At 75.1% G+C, this 16325-nt stretch carries 12 protein-coding genes; 3 read left to right on the top strand and 9 right to left on the bottom strand.

Features of this window, described 5'->3' with window-relative positions:
- Positions 1-64: 64 nt before the first annotated feature.
- The 4 genes from ACL02T_RS09585 to ACL02T_RS09570 all read right to left on the bottom strand — a co-directional run bounded on the left by ACL02T_RS09585 (position 65) and on the right by ACL02T_RS09570 (position 6682).
- Positions 65-3097: a bifunctional [glutamine synthetase] adenylyltransferase/[glutamine synthetase]-adenylyl-L-tyrosine phosphorylase gene (locus tag ACL02T_RS09585; protein ID WP_412830266.1), complete on the bottom strand. Its 3033-nt coding sequence runs from the start codon at positions 3095-3097 to the stop codon at positions 65-67.
- A 52-nt stretch (positions 3098-3149) separates the two neighbouring features.
- Positions 3150-3524, bottom strand: coding sequence for a DUF6027 family protein (locus ACL02T_RS09580; RefSeq protein ID WP_412830265.1), 375 nt, complete (start codon positions 3522-3524; stop codon positions 3150-3152).
- A gap of 68 nt (positions 3525-3592) precedes the next feature.
- Positions 3593-4936, bottom strand: a complete 1344-nt coding sequence (gene glnA, locus ACL02T_RS09575) for a type I glutamate--ammonia ligase (RefSeq protein ID WP_412830264.1) — start codon at positions 4934-4936, stop codon at positions 3593-3595.
- Between the two features lie 105 nt (positions 4937-5041).
- Complete coding sequence (locus ACL02T_RS09570) at positions 5042-6682, bottom strand: alpha/beta hydrolase (RefSeq protein ID WP_412830263.1); 1641 nt, start codon at positions 6680-6682, stop codon at positions 5042-5044.
- 194 nt (positions 6683-6876) lie between these two features.
- Here ACL02T_RS09570 and panB point away from each other — a divergent pair, with 194 nt between their 5' ends.
- Positions 6877-7800: a 3-methyl-2-oxobutanoate hydroxymethyltransferase gene (panB, locus tag ACL02T_RS09565; protein ID WP_412830262.1), complete on the top strand. Its 924-nt coding sequence runs from the start codon at positions 6877-6879 to the stop codon at positions 7798-7800.
- A 184-nt stretch (positions 7801-7984) separates the two neighbouring features.
- Here the strand turns inward: panB and ACL02T_RS09560 are convergent, their stop codons facing one another.
- The gene (locus ACL02T_RS09560) at positions 7985-9061 is read right to left on the bottom strand and encodes a glutamate-cysteine ligase family protein (RefSeq protein WP_412830261.1); all 1077 of its coding nucleotides are present in this window, start codon (positions 9059-9061) and stop codon (positions 7985-7987) included.
- A 106-nt stretch (positions 9062-9167) separates the two neighbouring features.
- Positions 9168-10595, bottom strand: a complete 1428-nt coding sequence (locus ACL02T_RS09555; RefSeq protein WP_412830260.1) for an RNB domain-containing ribonuclease — start codon at positions 10593-10595, stop codon at positions 9168-9170.
- 506 nt (positions 10596-11101) lie between these two features.
- Between ACL02T_RS09555 and ACL02T_RS09550 the strand changes: the two genes are divergently transcribed.
- Entirely contained in the window at positions 11102-11263 is a 162-nt protein-coding gene (locus tag ACL02T_RS09550; protein ID WP_412830259.1) for a hypothetical protein, read from the top strand.
- Positions 11264-11278: 15 nt separating this feature from the next.
- A complete protein-coding gene (locus ACL02T_RS09545; RefSeq protein ID WP_412830258.1) occupies positions 11279-12022 on the top strand; it encodes a hypothetical protein in 744 nt (247 codons plus the stop codon).
- A 67-nt stretch (positions 12023-12089) separates the two neighbouring features.
- Here ACL02T_RS09545 and ACL02T_RS09540 read toward each other — a convergent pair whose 3' ends face one another.
- From ACL02T_RS09540 to ACL02T_RS09530, 3 genes are all read right to left on the bottom strand, one after another.
- On the bottom strand, positions 12090-12827 hold the full coding sequence (locus ACL02T_RS09540) for a maleylpyruvate isomerase family mycothiol-dependent enzyme (RefSeq protein WP_412830257.1): 738 nt from the start codon (positions 12825-12827) through the stop codon (positions 12090-12092).
- Entirely contained in the window at positions 12824-13648 is an 825-nt protein-coding gene (locus ACL02T_RS09535; RefSeq protein WP_412830256.1) for a fumarylacetoacetate hydrolase family protein, read from the bottom strand. Before ACL02T_RS09535 ends, ACL02T_RS09540 begins: the two co-directional genes overlap by 4 nt.
- 159 nt (positions 13649-13807) lie before the next feature.
- Positions 13808-16153 (bottom strand): xanthine dehydrogenase family protein molybdopterin-binding subunit, encoded by a 2346-nt coding sequence (locus tag ACL02T_RS09530; RefSeq protein WP_412830255.1) that lies wholly within the window; start codon positions 16151-16153, stop codon positions 13808-13810.
- Between the last annotated feature and the right edge of the window lie 172 nt (positions 16154-16325).

Raw genomic sequence — 16325 nt, 5'->3', positions numbered from 1 at the left:
CAGCGCGACTCGCGGAAGCCCACAGCGCGACTCGCGGAAGCCCACAGCGCGACTCGCGGGTGGGTCAGGTGTCCCAGCCGTAGAAGACGCGCTCGACCACGGCGCGGGCGCGGCGGGTGGTGCGGCGGTAGTCGTCGAGGAACTGCCCGGGATCGCCGCCGGCCGGGTAACCGAGGGCCGCGGCGACGGCCGCCAGCTCCCGGCCCGAGCGGGGCAGCTGGTCCCCCGGTTTGCCCTTGACCAGCATGATCGCGTTCCGCGCCCGGGTCGCGGTCTCCCAGCCGGCCTTCAGCTCCGCGGCGTCCTCCCCGGTGATCAGGCCCGCCTCGGTGGCCTCGCGCAGCCCCTCGAGCGTGGAGGTGGTGCGCAGCTCCGGGAGGTCGCCGGCGTGCTGCAGCTGCAGCAGCTGGACGGTCCACTCGACGTCGGCGAGCCCGCCGTGGCCGAGCTTGGTGTGGGTGGAGCGGTCGGCCCCGCGCGGGAGCCGCTCGTCGTCGACCCGGGCCTTGATCCGCCGGATCTCGGTCACCTGCGCCGGGGTCAGTCCGTCGGCCGGGTAGCGGATCGGCTCGATCAGCTCCGTGAACCGCCGGCCCAGCTCGGGATCGCCGGCGACCGGCCGGGCCCGCAGCAGCGCCTGCGCCTCCCACACCTCGGCCCAGCGGGCGTAGTACTCCCGGTAGGAGTGCAGGGTCCGCACCAGCGGGCCGGAGCGCCCCTCGGGCCGCAGGTCCGCGTCGACCTGCAGCGCCGGGTCCGGGCTCGGGGCGCCGAGCCGACGCCGCACGACCTCGACGACGGTCGTCGCGAACCTGACCGCCTCGGCGTCCGGGATCGACTCGTCGGCCGGCTCGCACACGAACAGCACGTCCGCGTCCGAGGAGTAGGCGAGCTCGGCGCCGCCGAGCCGGCCCATCCCGATCACCGCGATCCGGGCCTTCGGCGGCTCGCCCGCGGCGATCTCCCTGACCGTGGCGTCGAGCGTCGCGCGCAGCACCGCGACCCACACCGTGGACAGCGCCTCGCACACCTCGGCGACGGTGAGCGCGCCGAGCAGGTCGGCGCACGCCACCCGCAACATCTCGTGCCGGCGCATCGAGCGCGCGGAGGCCACCGCGGAGGTCAGGTCCGGCTGGCGGGCGACGGCGGCGAGCAGCCACTGCCCGACGGCGGCCGGGTCGCGCTGCAGCTCGTCGCGTTGACCGGGATTGGGTGCGGCGAGCACGCGCAGGATCTCCGGCGCGCGCACGAGCAGGTCCGGCACCAGCGCGGACGTCCCCAGCAGGCGCATGAGCCGGTCGGCGACGAGGCCCTCGTCGCGCAGCAGCCGCAGGTACCACGGCGTGTTCGCGAGCGCCTCGGACACCTGCCGGTAGGCCAGCAGGCCGCGGTCCGGGTCCGGCGTGGCCGCCAGCACCTCCAGCAGCACCGGGAGCAGCGTCTGCTGGATCGACGCCGCCCGGGACACCCCGCCGGTCAACGCGCGCAGGTGCCCGAGCGCACCCTCCGGCGACGCCCAGCCCAGCGCCTTGAGCCGGGCCGCCGCGGCCTTCTCCGACAGCCGGGTGGCCTCGGCCGGCAGCCGCGACACGGTCTCCAGCAGCGGCCGGTAGAACAGCTTCTCGTGCAGCCGGCGAACCCGCCGGGCGTTGCGCGACCACTCCGCCAGCAGCACCCCGACGACGTCGTGCCGGCCGTCCGGCCGTAGCCGCGCGGCCCGGGCGAGCCGGCGCAGCGCATCCGTGTCGTCCTTCGCCGGGAGCAGGTGGGTGCGGCGCATCCGCTGCAGCTGCAGGCGGTGCTCCAGCAGCCGCAGGAAGCGGTAGGAGGCGGCGAGGTTGGCGCCGTCGTCCCGCCCGACGTACCCGCCGTCGGCGAGCGCGGCCAGCGCCTCGAGCGTCGACGGCGAGCGCAGCGACTCGTCCGTCCGGCCGTGCACCAGCTGCAACAGCTGCACCGCGAACTCCACGTCCCTCAGCCCGCCGCGGCCCAGCTTGAGCTCCCGCTCGGCGTGGTCCGGCCGCACGTGCTCCTCGACGCGGCGGCGCATCGCCTGCACGTCCTGCACGAAGTCGTCCCGGCTGGCCGCGTTCCACACCATCGGCGCGACGGCCTCGGCGTACGCGGCGCCCAGCTGCTCGTCGCCGGCGATCGGCCGCGCCTTGAGCAGCGCCTGGAACTCCCAGGTCTTGGCCCAGCGCTTGTAGTAGGTGACGTGCCCGTCGAGCGTGCGGACCAGCGCGCCCTGCCGCCCCTCCGGCCGCAGGTTGGCGTCGACCTGGAAGCAGGCCTCCCCCGCGATCCGCATCAGCCGGCTCGCCAGCCGGGACGCGGCCTGCGTGTCCCCCTCGGCCACGAAGATCACGTCGACGTCGCTGACGTAGTTGAGCTCGTGCCCGCCGCACTTGCCCATGCCGATCACGGCGAGCCGGACGTCGTCGGGCGGGTCCACCTCCTCCAGCGCGACGGCCAGCGCGGCGCGGAGGGCGGCGGCGGCCAGGTCGGCGAGCTGGGCGGCGACCTCGTCGACCTCCATCACGGGCAGGGAGGTCTCCCCGACGGCGGCGAGATCGGCGCCGGCGAGCCCGAGCAGCTCGTCGCGGTACGCCGTGCGCAGCGCGGTGACCGCGGCCGCCCCGGTGATCTGGGCGCGGGCCCCGCCCGGGCCGCCCGACGCGGGCGCGTCGGGATCGGCGCCGACGGCGCGGAGCAGGTTGGCGGTGCGGCGGGCGAGATCCGGCGGCGGGTTCCCGCGGTCCGGACCGTCGGCGAGCAGCTGCCAGCGGTCGGGGTGGGTGACGAGGTGGTCGCCGAGCGCCGTCGAGGCGCCGAGCAGCGCCAGCATCCGGCCGCGCAGCCCGAGGTCGGTGCGCAGCTCGGCGTCGACGGTCTTCCAGTCCCCCGCGGCCTTGGCGAACCGCTCGACCTGGCGCAACGCCAGATCGGGGTCGGGCGAGCGGGCCAGCGCCCACATGATCGGCTCGGCGCCCTCCACCGGCCGGTCCTCGGCCCACCAGCCGAGTTCGGCGAGGGTCAGTTCCGCCCACGGCTCGGTCAGACCGAGGCGGGCGAGCGAGGTCCGGGTGCGTTCCGCCACGGCCACCGATCCTGCCCTATCGCGGCCCGGTTCCGGGCACCGTGCCCGTCGGTCAGGCGTCGGGGTAGAGATCGGGATCGTCGAGCGGCGCGCCGAGCCAGCCGAGCAGGGCCGCGATCTCCCGGTAGGCCGCGAGGCGCGCCTCGTCCGTCCCCTCCGCCTCGGCGCGGCGGACGGGCTCGCGCAGCCGCTGGACCATCGCCGGGCCGAGTTCGAGCAGCCCGCCCGACCCCGTCGTCGCGAAGCGGGCGAGGACATACCGGGCCAGCGCGCCGATCGGGATCCCCGTGTGCGTGCTGAGCCCCTGGAGCGTGCGCAGCGGGTCGAGGCGGCCGTAGTCGGCCACCTCGGCCTTGAAGTTGGCATCCGGGTCGTCCGGTTCCCAGGGCCCGTCGTAGCGATCGAGCCGGACCCAGTCCGATCGCATCAGGGAACCATGACGTCGAGATCGACCCTCGACGTCGTCGTCATGGTTCCCTGAGGCGTCATCGCCGGTCAGAGGACGGGCAGGTAGGTCGCCAGCTCGTACGGGGTGACGTTGCGCCGGTAGTTGTCCCACTCCGCCCGCTTGTTGCGCAGGAAGAAGTCGAACACGTGCTCGCCGAGGATCTCGGCGACGAGCTCGGAGTGCTCCATGGCGCCGAGGGCCTCGGTGAGGTTCTGCGGCAGGGCCTCGTAGCCGAGGGCCCGGCGCTCGGTGTCGGTCAGCGACCAGACGTCGTCCTCGGTGGCCGCGGGCAGCTCGTAGCCCTTCTGCACGCCCTGCAGGCCGGCGCCGAGGATCACCGCGAACGCCAGGTACGGGTTGCAGGCGCTGTCGAGCGTGCGGATCTCCACCCGCCGGGTCGACGACTTGCCCGGCGAGTACATCGGCACCCGGACCAGCGCGGACCGGTTCGCGTGTCCCCAGGACACGGCCGTGGGCGCCTCGCCGCCGGTGATCAGCCGCTTGTAGGAGTTGACCCACTGGTTGGTGACGGCGCTCATCTCGCGCGCATGCCGCAGCACCCCGGCGACGAACGCCTTGCCCGTCTCGGACAGCTCGTAGGGGTCGTCCGGGTCGTGGAAGGCGTTGCGGTCGCCCTCGAAGAGCGAGAAGTGGGTGTGCATGGCCGACCCGGGGTGGTCGGTGAAGGGCTTGGGCATGAACGACGCCCGCACGCCCTGGGTCAGCGCCACCTCCTTCACCACGTACCGGAAGGTCATGATGTTGTCGGCCATGGTCAGCGCGTCGGCGTAGCGCAGGTCGATCTCCTGCTGGCCGGGCCCGCCCTCGTGGTGGCTGAACTCCACCGAGATGCCCATCGACTCCAGCGTCTCGATCGCGTTGCGCCGGAAGTGCGGGGCCACGTCGTGGCTGGCCTGGTCGAAGTAGCCGCCGGAGTCCGCGGCGACCGGCGGCGAGCCGTCCGCCGGCAGGTCGCGCAGCAGGTAGAACTCGATCTCGGGGTGGACGTAGCAGGTGAAGCCGGCCTCGCCGGCGCGGGACAGGGCACGCCGCAGGACGTGCCGCGGGTCGGCCCACGAGGGCGAGCCGTCCGGCATCGCGATGTCGCAGAACATGCGCGCCGAGTAGTGCTCGCCGTTGGCGGTCTCCCAGGGCAGCACCTGGAAGGTGGAGGGGTCGGGGCGGGCGACCATGTCCGACTCGTAGACCCGCGCGAAGCCCTCGATCGCCGAGCCGTCGAACCCGATGCCCTCCGCGAACGCCCCCTCGAGCTCGGCGGGGGCCACCGCCACCGACTTGAGATAGCCGAGCACGTCGGTGAACCACAGCCGCACGAAGCGGATGTCGCGTTCCTCGAGCGTGCGCAGCACGAATTCCTGCTGGCGGTCCATGGCGGTCAGGCTAGGAACAGCGTGTTACGCGGATGTTTCGTGGCTGCTCATGGTGTGCGACACCCCACCGCGAACGGGTGACGTCACTCCCCACCGCCCCTGGCCTCACTGGGCCGGCAGCGTGCACTCCGCGCCCTCCTCCGGCAGCGTGCCGTCGACCAGGTACGCCGTGAGCTTGTCGTCGATGCACGCGTTGCCCTGGTAGCCGGCCGTGTGCTGGTTGCCCTCGACCTTCAGCAGCCGCCCGTTCAGGTCCTCGGCCAGGTCGACGCCGGCCTGGTACGGCGTGGCCGGGTCGCCCGTCACCGAGACGACGACGACCGGCGCCAGGCCGTCGACCTGCGGCCGGTGCGGCTCCATCGTGGGCGGGACGGGCCAGAACGCGCAGGTGTCCTTGGCGTTGACCGCGCCGCGGCCGGTCGCGGTGAACGGGGCCGCGCCGACCACGCCCTCGTTGAGCTTCGCGACCTGCGCCGGGTCCGTGATCCGCACGTTGTCCATGCAGGTGATGGCCTGGAACGCCTCGAGCGAGTTGTCGTAGGAGCCGTCGACGCGCTTGTAGTAGAAGTCCGCCAGCGTCAGCAGCACCGAGCCGTCCCCGGTGGCCAGCCGGGAGATGCCCAGCGACAGCGCCGGCCACAGCGTGCGCAGGTACAGGGCCTGCTGCACCCCGGTGATCGCGTCGGAGAAGGACAGCGTGCGGGTCGGGTCCGCGGTGGGGACGGGGTCGTCGATCAACGGCTGCACGATCTTCTGCCAGGTCGCGGTGACGGCGCTCGGGTCCGTCCCGAGCGGGCAGTTCGGCTGGGTGGTGCACCAGGCGCCGTAGGCGTCGAAGGCCTGCTGGAAGCCCGCGCTCTGCTCGATGTTGCTCTCGACCGTGTCCTGGGTCGGGTCGACCGCGCCGTCGAGCACCATCGCCCGGACGCGGGCGGGGAAGGTCTCGGCGTAGGTCGAGCCGATCGACGTCCCGTACGAGTAGCCGTAGTAGGTCAGCTCGTCGTCGCCGAGGGCGGCGCGCAGCACGTCGAGGTCCCGCACCACCTCGCGGGTGCCCAAGTGGGCGAGCACGTCCGCACCCATGCGGGCGGTGCAGCGGTCCGCGTACTCCTTGTTGTGCGCCTCCAGCGCGGCCACCCCGGCCGGTGAGGGGTCGGCGTAGACGGTGGCCCGGTACTGGTCCTGCTCGGCGTCGGTCAGGCAGTCGATCGCGGGCTCGCTCACCCCGACCCCGCGCGGGTCGAAGCCGACGATGTCGAAGCGGGCCTGGACCGGGGAGTTCTCCGTGGAGGTGACGGTGGCCGGCACGAGCTGGGTGCCGGAGACCCCGGGGCCGCCGGGGTTGAGCACCAGCGAGCCGATCCGGTTCGCCTGGTCCGTCGCCCTCGACCGCATGACGGCGACCCTGACCGTCCCGCCGTCGGGCTGCGCGTAGTCGAGCGGGACCTCGAGCGTGGCGCACTCGTACCGCGGGTCGGCGTAGCTCGGGGCGACGTCGGGCGAGGCCGCGTAGCCGTCGCAGGAACCCCACTGCAGGCGTTGGTCGTAGAACCGGGCCAGGGCCGGATCCTGCGCGGGATCCCCCGCCGGGGTGGTCGTGGCGGCGGTCGGCGTCGTCGTGGCCGGGGCCGAGCAGGCGACGAGGGCGACCGCGACCGGAACCGCGAGCAGCGCGCCCAGCGCGCGGCCGGGCCGCCCTGCCGACGGGAACGGAGAGCGACGGCGCGACGACACGGAGCCAGACACCGGCTCAGCATGACACCGGCGCCGCCCGGCGCCACCGGGGGTGCGGCGAGCGGGACCCGGGCCGTGCCGCGCCCCACCGTGTGAGGTGCGTCGCCGGGCCGTGCGCGCAGCGCTCGCCGGGTGACACGCTCTCCACGCCAGACCCAGACGACCCGGGGACCTGCCACGCAGGCCTCGAGGGAGGACGGACGACGATGTCCCGCGACACCACCGACACGCCTGCGCAGGCCCCCGCGGGTTCCGGCCCGACGAGCCCCACCGGTTCCGCCCCCGCGGCGCAGGGCGAGGTGCAGGCGCCCTACCGCAGCGCCGCCCCGCCGAAGCGCACCCGCGTGCACCATCTCGCCGAGATGAAGCGCCGCGGCGAGCGCTGGCCGATGCTGACCGCCTACGACGTCTACTCCGCGGAGATCTTCGACGAGGCCGGTATCCCGGTCCTGCTCGTCGGCGACTCCGCCGGGAACAACGTCCTCGGCTACGACAACACCCTGCCCGTCACCGTCGACGAGCTGATGCCGCTGGTCAAGGCGGTGGTCCGGGGCGCGCCGCACGCCCTCGTGGTGGCCGACCTGCCCTTCGGCAGCTACCAGATCTCCCCGGCGCAGGCCCTGGAGACCTCCTTCCGCTTCATGAAGGAGGGCGGCGCGCACGCCGTGAAGCTCGAGGGCGGCGCCCGCTACGCGCCGCAGGTCGAGGCGCTCACCGCCGCCGGCATCCCGGTCATGGCGCACCTCGGCTTCACCCCGCAGAGCGAGCACGCCCTCGGCGGGTTCCGGATCCAGGGCCGGGGCCAGTCCGCCGAGCAGCGCCTGGTCGACGACGCTCTGGCCCTGCAGGAGGCGGGCGCGTTCGCCGTGGTGCTGGAGATGGTGCCCGGCGAGGTCGCGAAGCGGGTCACCGCGGAACTCACGATCCCGACCGTCGGGATCGGCGCGGGTCCGGACTGCGACGCGCAGGTGCTCGTCTGGTCGGACATGGCGGGGATGAACCGGGGCCGCAAGCCGCGCTTCGTCAAGCCCTACGCCGATCTCGGCGGGATGCTGCTCGAGGCGGCCCGCGCCTACGCCGACGACGTCCGGGGCGGGGCCTACCCCGACGAGGCGCACACCTACCACTGAGGTCCACCTCGGCACGCCTCCGGGCCTCGGTGTGCGTACCGTCCCGGGGCGACGCAGATCGGCGCCCGGAGGGGTACATGGCCGAGATCGGCACGACCCCGCCGGCAGGCAGGTTCCCGGAGCCCGTCCCGGTCCGGCCCGACGCCGCGGAGCTCACCCCGGGCCGCCGCGCAGTGCGGGCGGATCAGCTCAGGAGGGCGTGCCGGGCGAGCATCGCGGCGGCCGGGCACTCGCGCGCCCGCCACCGCTCCCGCAGTGATCCGAGCCGGGCCAGGTCCGCCGGCCGGTCGGCCAGCGCACGCTCGGCCGCGTCGAGCAGGGCCCCGGTGCCCGCGTGCGTCTCCGGGTCCGCCAGCCCCTCCACGGCGACGTGCCGGTGCAGGGCCGCGTCGGGCGTGCGGCGGCGGCCGGGCAGCGAGTCGTCGAGGACCAGGCCGGTGAGCAGGCTGAGCAGCTCGCCGTAGAGCGTCGGGTCCGGGCAGGCGTCGAACGCCTTGAACTCGATCCGCCCGACCTCCGCCGCCAACCGCGCGGGCTGGGTGAGGGAGGGATCGGAGGCGAACGCGTGCGGCGAGCCCGGCTCGAGGAACACCATCGCCGCCGGGCGCAGCCCCGTGCGGACGGCGGTCCGGGCCGACAGCCCGCCCCAGGGAGCGCCGTCGCGGAACGGCGAGGAGAAGGACAGCGGCACGAGCCACGGGCTGTAGTGGGTGAGCTTCGCCCCGGCGTCGACCAGCGCCGCGCCGCCGAGCCCCGCGACCGACAGGTTGAGGTCCGGTCCGTGCGTGACCATGTGCAGGTGCGCGGTCCGCTCCTCGGGCGAGCCGGTGCGATGGGCCCGCTCCCAGGCGTTGAGCTCCGGGACGATCGGGTAGCTGGACCGGTCCGGGTTGAACGCGATCGGGCACGGCTCCAGGCCGCGCGACCGGGCCTCCCGCTCCAGCGCCGCGAGGTCGTCGGCGAGCGCGCGCACGGCCGCCTCGACCGAGCCGTGGATCCGGGTGCGGATCTCGACGCCCTTGGGGTCGCACCGGACCAGCGCGCCCGCCTCGTCGAAGCGCTCGAAGCCCTCGACGTACCACCGCTTGCGTTTGATGCCCTGGTCCCCGATCCGGAGGTCGGGGTAGTCGGCGGGGTCCTCGGGCAGAGCGTCGACGATCCCCTGCAGCTCGTCGAAGGCCGTGTTCGTGAAGTCGGCGAACGCGCCGTCCGGGCGGCGGAACGCCACCTCGTGCTCGATCCCGTACCTGACCTGCGCCACCGTCGACCTCCACCCCGGCGTTCGTGCCGCCGGACGACGCTAGTCCCGCGGCGGCCGTCGCGGTGCGTGTCGGTGCGGACACTCGATCGGGGTTGAGCGGTCGCGGTCAGTCGGGTAAGGCGAACCTGACCCGGCCGGTCGCGGGGTCGGCCTCGACGAGCCGGGCGCGGACGACCGCACCGGGCCGGAGCGCGCCGGCGCACCGCGCGAGGACGGGCGGGTCGGCGAGAAACACCTCGCCCGGCTCCCGGCGCAGCGCGACGACCTCGAACTCCTCCCCCACCCGACCGGCGAGCACCGCCGCCTCGGTCCGATCCGTACAGGCCCGGTCCACCCGCGCCGCCAGCGTGTCCGACGCGCTCATCAGTCCGGGCAGGGCCGGGAGCGCCTCGGCCAGCCAACCCGGCACCTCGCGCCCGGCGGCGAGGGCCAGGCAGACCTCGCTGCCGAACCGGTCGACCAGCCGCCGCAGGGGCGCCGTGACGTGCGTGTACGGCGCGCCGATCCCGCCGTGGCCCGGGTCCTCCGGCGGAGGCCTCCCCGGGCCGAAGGCCTCGTAGGCGGCACCGCGCAGCATGGTCGTGGCGGCCCGCCGCACGGCCAGCACCCGCGGGTCGGCCGCCTCGGTCGCGCCGGCGGGACGCGGCAGCGCGGCGAGCACCCGGGCGGGCGAGTCCCCCTCCGGCCAGTGCAGACCGAGCTCGAGCGCGGTCGCGCGCAGCGCGGTGACCGCCCCGGGATCGGGTGCCGGGAGCGTGCGCAGCAGACCGATCCCGGCGTCGAGCATCATCCGCGCCGCGACCTGCCCGGTGAGCAGCGAGATCTCCGCGTTCCAGTCCTCGACCGGCGTCCGCCGGCGGACCCGCACGGTCCATCCCGCGCCGTTCGGCACGACCTCCTGCTCCGGCAGCTCCAGCTCGATCGCCCCGCGCGCGACGGCCCGGGCCCGGCGCAGCGGGCCGAGCTCGGCCAGGGCGGCGATCGCCGGGTGCGGCCGGCCGGCGTCGACCGCGGCCTGCACGCCGGCGTAGTCCAGCCGGGCCGCCGAGCGCACGAGGGCGCGCCGGACGTCGCCGGAGCGCACCGCGCCGTCGGCGTCGAGCTCGATCCGCCACAGCACGGCCGCGCGGGGCCCGTCGGGGAGCAGGCTCGCGGCGTCCTCGGAGAGGACCGGCGGGTGCAGCGGCACGACGCCGTCCGGCAGGTACAGGGTCTGGCCGCGGCGGCGGACCTCGGAGTCGAGCGGGCCGCCGGGTGCGACGACGGCGCCGAGATCGGCGATGGCGTAGTGCACGGTGAAGCCACGGGACGTGCGGGTGATGCCGACCGCCTGGTCCAGGTCCCTCGACCCGGGCGGATCGATCGTGACCAGCGGGACGTCCGTCGCGTCCACCCGCGGACCCTCCGGACCGACGACGGCGGCCCGCTCGGCCTCCGCCAGCACCGCCGCCGGGAAGCCCGTGCCGTCGGCGGGCAGGCCGAACTCGGCGCGGACGGCGGCGAAGTCCGGGCCCGGGTGGACGGTGGGGCTCACGCGCGCACCCTACGGTCGGCCGGGGCCGACGTGCGCGGCACGGCGTGGGCCGGTGCCGTAGCGTTCGGGGCCCCGGCCCGGACGGAGCCGCCCGTGCGCACTGCGCACTCCAGGCCCTCCGGGTCCACCGGCCCTGCGGTGCCCGGGCCACTTCGCGGACGGACCGGCTCGGCCGGGGGCCCACGGCCGCCTGCCCCCGGGCTGCGCGCCGCGACGGCGGTCCTCGTGGTCGTCGGGCTGGTGTTCGGGCTCTACGCCGCGGTCAGCGGCGCCTCCCTGCGCTCCGCGACCGCGCCCGCGGGAGCGCCGCCCGCCCCGACCCCTGCTGACCCCGCGCACCTCACCTCGAACGGGCGAAGTGGCCGGCCCGCCGCGCAACCCCGCGCAGGCACCGGTGCCGCCGTCCGGGCGAGGCGAAACACGGTCGTCACTCCCCCCACTGGACAACTTCGCGGCGAAGGATCAGCCTGGTACGCAAGCGTTCACCGCTACCACCGGGAGGCGTCATGAGGTTGGGCAGGAAGCTGGCGGAGGGTGTCGCGATCGACCGAGAGGCCGAGCGCCTCGCCGAGACGCGGGAACCCGCACCGCAGGACCACGAGACGGTTCCGATCGTCACCGCCGCCCTGGCGGAGGACGCCCCTGCCGAGCGTCCCGCCCGGGTCTGACACCGGGCCGGATCGGTGGGCGGTCCCTTCGCCCGCAGTCCGCGCGAACACTCCGACGAGCCCCTGCCGGGGTTCAAGCTCGCGTACCCGATGCTCGCCGCCGATGGCGCGAGCTGCGGGTTCAGCGGTGTGACCCTCGGCAGGGCGCACGTCTACCGCGCGGTGGACGACGCCATCTGCGCGCACGGCTCGCGGCACGCCTGCCCGTCGCGCTGGTGCGACTGCGGGTTCTACTGCTTCCACGAACTGGGTGCGGCACGCGATCTGGCCTGCGAGCCGGACCATCGCAGCGCGGTGCTGCTGGAGATCGCCGCGTCCGGCCGGTACCGGCGCTACGAGCGCGGCCTGCGGTACGCGCGCCAGCGTGTCAAGACCGTCCGCATCGGGCGCTGCGACTGTGGCCGCCCGGCCGAGCTGCTGGCCGACTCCGGGGCGGGCAGCGTGGGGTGGCGGCGGCTCCTCCCGGTGTGCCGCAACTGCGCCGCCGACCGCCCCGTGCTCGTCCCGGATCGGTTCGCCGAGCTCGCGGGCGGCGTGCAGGTGCTGCTCGAGGGCCACCCGACCGGCCTCGGCGCCGACGCCGAACCGGCCCCCGGCCTCGCGGTCGCCGCGCCCGCGGCACCCGCCGACGACCCGGGCACGGTCGCCGTCCTCTCCGCGGAGGTCGCGGTGCTGCACGCCCGCCTCGACGAGACCCTCTCCCGGCTGGAGGAGGTGCAGACGCGGCTCGACGAGCTCACCCGCCGCGACCGGCCCTGACCGCCGGGAGGCACGCCCCCGCGGACCGGGGCCACCCGCGAGCCGCCTCGCGCCGGCGCTCGGAGCGTCACAGCCAGGCGGGCAGCTCCGGGACCTGGGTGGGCTCGCCGTCCGGCGTGACCGCCCGGAGGCGGCGCGAGCGGCCGCGCCCCGACACCCACGCCGCCAGGTCGGCGACGGGCGCCCCGACCGAGACGGCGGGCGAGGCGTCGCCGGCCGCCGTCGACCACACCGTGTTCCGATCGCTCGCGACCAGCCGCACGGCCGGCACCCCGGGCCGGGCCGCGAGGTTCGCCGCGACGTCGGCCACGAGCTCGCACAGCATCGGCTGCGGAAAGTCCTCGAAGGAGGCGCCGACGTCGAGGTCCACGGAGTGGATCCACATCTCCCGTGCGCGCATCCACGCGATCTCGGTCGCCGGCACCTCCTGACCCTGCCGGCCGCGGATGGTGCGCGACCAGGCATCCTCGGGCATCGCCTTCACGACCTGGGCGAGCTTGTCCGAGGTCGCGACCACGTCCTCCCGGATCGCGGCGGGTTCCCGCTCGGCCCCCTCGGCGATGTCGGCGTCCCGCCGGGCGTCGTCGGCGTACGCCGGGGTCTCCTCCCCCGTGCGGGCCCAGTGCAGCAGGTTGATCATCGCGTCGGCGTTGCGGGCGACGTGGCTGAGCACGTGCGCGCGGGTCCAGCCGGGAAGCGCCGACGGGGCGCGGAAGGCATCGTCGCCCATGCGGTCCATCAACCCGCGTAGGTGCGCGGCACCGTCGCCGGCCCACGCCAGCGACAGCTCGAGCGTGCGGGTCATTTCGCCGGCCTGCAGACGTTGCGACACTCGCCGATGCCGGCGATCGCGGTGACGAGCTCGGCACCGTCGGTCAGGTAGCGCGGGGGGCGGCGGGCGTGGCCGACGCCGCCCGGTGTGCCGGTGGCGATGACGTCGCCCGGGTTCAGCGTGAGGATCGAGGACAGGTAGACGACCAGGTCGACGGCACCGAAGACGAGCTGGTCGGTGGTCGAGTCCTGCATGACCTCGCCGTCGAGCGTCGAGGAGATCGCCCAGCCGCCCTCGGGCAGCTCGTCCGGCGTGACGAGCTCGGGGCCCAGCGGCGTGGTGTGCTCGAACGTCTTGCCCTGCAGGAACTGCGTGGTGCGGTTCTGGTAGTCCCGCACGCTGACGTCGTTGAGGATGGTGTAGCCGGCGATCGCGGCCGCGGCGGAGGCCTCGTCGGCGTGCCGCACCGGCCGCCCGATCACCACGGCCAGCTCGGCCTCGTAGTCGACCTGCTCGGAGACCGCGGGCAGCTCGATCTCGTCGTGGGCCCCGACGAGCGCGGGCGCGAACTTCGCGAACACCGTCGGGTACTCGGGCAGCTCGTTGCCCATCTCGAGGACGTGGTCGCGGTAGTTCAGCCCGACGCAGATGATCTTCTCCGGCGAGGGCACCAGGGGCGCGTGGTCGAGCCCCTCGACGGGGTGCGACGGGCCGGCCGCGGCGGCCGCGTGCTCGGCCCAGTCCGGGCGGGACAGCAGGGCCCGCAGGTCCGCGTCGCCGGTCTCGGTCGCGGTGGTCGCGTCGACCCGGACGGCACGGGTCCCCGCGGCCGTCCGGATGGTGGCCAGCCTCATCGCGTGCGCTCCACGCTCGCTCCTCGCGTCACGGGCAAGAGTCTGCGCCACCGCCGGCCGCTTTTCAGCCCCGGGGGTGGGTGCCCGGCGCACCCACCCCCGGACGGCCGAACCGGCCCGCCGATCACGCGGCCGTCCGGCCGCCGATCCGGGTTCCGGTCAGATCGCGCCGGACTCGTCCGGCGAGTCACCGCCCCGCAGGGGCAGCCCGCCGAAGACGTCCGCGGGCTCCCGCCAGGGGTCTGCGCCACCCGCTCGGATCGCCCGCCAGATGCGCTCCGGCGTGCACGGCAGGTCGACGTGCCGCACCCCGTAGGGCCGCAGCGCGTCGACGATCGCGTTCTGCACGGCCGGGGTGGACCCGATCGTCGCGGACTCCCCGATCCCCTTCGCACCGAGGACGTTGCGCGGGGTGGGCGTCTCGGTCGTGACGGCCTGGAACGGGAACAGGTCCGCCGCGGTGGGGACGTGGTAGTCGGCCAGGGTCGCGGTGGTCGGGTTGCCGTCCTCGTCGTACAGCACCTCCTCGTAGAGGGCCTGGGCGATGCCCTGGGCGAGCCCGCCGTGCTGCTGCCCCTCCACGAGCAGCGGGTTGAGCACCCGCCCGCAGTCGTCGACCGCGATGTGCGCCCGCGGCCGGACCCGCCCGGTCAGGGTGTCCACCTCGACCACGGACAGGTGCGCGCCGAAGGGGTAGGTCGCGTCGGACTGCTGCTCGTCGACGCCGGCGAAGATCTCGCCCTCGGCCGCGACCTGCTCCCAGGTCACGGTGGCCGACGGCACGCCGGCGACGCCGAACTCCCCGTCGTCGGTCAGCGTGACGTCGTCGGGGTTCGCCTCGAGCAGCGCCGCGGCCCGACGGGTGGCCTCCTCGAGCACGTCGTCCGCCGCGACCCGGACCGCCGACCCGCCCATCTGCAGCGAGCGCGAACCGCCGGTCCCGCCGCCCCGCGGCACGCTGGCGGTGTCGGACTGCTCGTAGGTGATCTTCTCCATCGGGATCCCGAGCCGGTCCGACACGAGCATCGCGAACGACGTCGCGTGCCCCTGCCCGTGCGCCGAGGTCCCCGCCTGCACCGTGGCCGTGCCGTCCGGGTGCACCCGCACCGATCCGTACTCGCTGCCCCCGCCGCCCGCGGTGATCTCCACGTAGACCGACATGCCGATGCCGAGCTGCACCGGGTCGTCGGACTCCCGGCGGGAGGCCTGCTCCTCGCGGAGCTTCTCGTAGTCGGCCAGCCGCAGCGCCTCGCGCAGCGGCAGGTCGTAGTCCCCGACGTCGTAGTTCGCGCCGACCGGCGTGGTCAGCGGGAACGCGGCGGGGTCGAGGAAGTTGCGCCGGCGCAGCTCGGCCGGGTCGAGGTCGAGCTCGGCCGCGGCGATGTCGACCAGGCGCTCCAGGTGCGCCGCCGCCTCCGGCCGGCCCGCCCCGCGGAACGCGCCCATCGGCGTGGTGTTGGTCAGCGCGGCGACGGCGTCGTACCCCACCTTCGGGATGGCGTAGACGCCCGGCGCCATCACGTAGGTCATGTGCAACGGCAACGCGCCGCCGAACCCGGCGTAGGCGCCCGCGTCGCCGACGACCCGGCAGCGCAGCCCGGTCATCCGGCCCTCGCGGGTGAGCCCGAGCTCGTAGTAGGCGACCTGGCCGCGGCCGTGCGGCATCGAGACGAGGTTCTCCGAGCGCGTCTCGACCCACGCGACCGGGCGGCCCAGCGCCCGCGCGGCGCCCACCGTGGCGGTGTGCTCGGCGATCATCCCGGCCTTGCCGCCGAACCCGCCGCCGACGTTGGGCGCGATCACCCGCACCGTGTCGGCCTCCAGTCCGAACAGCCCGGCGAGCTGCGCGCGGAAGCCGTGCGGCATCTGGGTGGAGACGTGCACGACGAGCGCGTGGTCGGAGTCCGTCGGGTCGACGAGAATCGCGTTGCCCTCGAGCGGCACGACCGCGACGCGCTGGTTGACCATGCGCGCGCGGACCACGACCTCGGCGCCGTCGAGCACCGCGGCGCCCTCGGCCGAGCGGAGGCCGCCCGCCACGTTGGACCCGGCGTCGGGGAACTGCAGCGGCGCGTCGGCGGCGAGTGCCGCCTCGGGGTCGACGACGGCGGGCAGCGGGTCGTAGTCGACCTCGACCAGCTCGGCGGCGTCGACCGCCGCGGCCTTGGTCTCGGCGACGACGAGCGCCACGGCCTCCCCGACGAACCGGACCCGGTCCGTGGCCAGCGGGGGGCGGGGCATGTCGGGGTTGAGCACCATCAGCCCGTGGTGCGCGGGGAGCCCGAGGTCCGCGGCGGTGTAGACGGCCACGACGCCCTCGGCCGCCGCGGCCCCGGAGGTGTCGATCCCGGTGACGAGCGCGTGCGCCAGCGGGGAGCGGACGAACGCGGCGTGCAGCACGTCCGTGCGACCGGCGACGACGTTGCCGACGTAGGTGGTGGCTCCGGTGATCAGGTCTGGGTCCTCGATCCGCCGCACGGCGGTCCCGAGAATGGAATGAGGCATGTGACTCACATTACGACGTGCGGGTGGAGAAGCGAGCCCGATCTGTGACGCGGGCCGCCCGGCTCGGGGAGGCTCGCCCGTGCCCCCTCCCACCCGCACCGCGGCCGCCGGTCCGCCCGGCACGCCGTCGGTGTCGCCCGGGTGGCCGGACCGGACGGGGGCCGGTCCGGTC

Source organism: Pseudonocardia oceanicola (assembly GCF_047200735.1).
In the GTDB taxonomy this organism is placed as follows: Bacteria; Actinomycetota; Actinomycetes; order Mycobacteriales; family Pseudonocardiaceae; genus Pseudonocardia.
The sequence above is the reverse complement of the archived record's forward strand: the minus strand, read 5'-3'. Positions and strand labels throughout refer to the sequence as shown.

What these genes read in the sequence shown, in the direction of transcription:
- ACL02T_RS09580 (WP_412830265.1), bottom strand. Translation starts at nt 3,524, where the DNA reads ATGCGATCGGACTGGGTCCGGCTCGATCGCTACGACGGGCCCTGGGAA.
- glnA (WP_412830264.1), bottom strand. Translation starts at nt 4,936, where the DNA reads ATGGACCGCCAGCAGGAATTCGTGCTGCGCACGCTCGAGGAACGCGAC.
- panB (WP_412830262.1), top strand. Translation starts at nt 6,877, where the DNA reads ATGTCCCGCGACACCACCGACACGCCTGCGCAGGCCCCCGCGGGTTCC.
- ACL02T_RS09550 (WP_412830259.1), top strand. Translation starts at nt 11,102, where the DNA reads ATGAGGTTGGGCAGGAAGCTGGCGGAGGGTGTCGCGATCGACCGAGAG.
- ACL02T_RS09540 (WP_412830257.1), bottom strand. Translation starts at nt 12,827, where the DNA reads ATGACCCGCACGCTCGAGCTGTCGCTGGCGTGGGCCGGCGACGGTGCC.
- ACL02T_RS09535 (WP_412830256.1), bottom strand. Translation starts at nt 13,648, where the DNA reads ATGAGGCTGGCCACCATCCGGACGGCCGCGGGGACCCGTGCCGTCCGG.
- ACL02T_RS09530 (WP_412830255.1), bottom strand. Translation starts at nt 16,153, where the DNA reads ATGCCTCATTCCATTCTCGGGACCGCCGTGCGGCGGATCGAGGACCCA.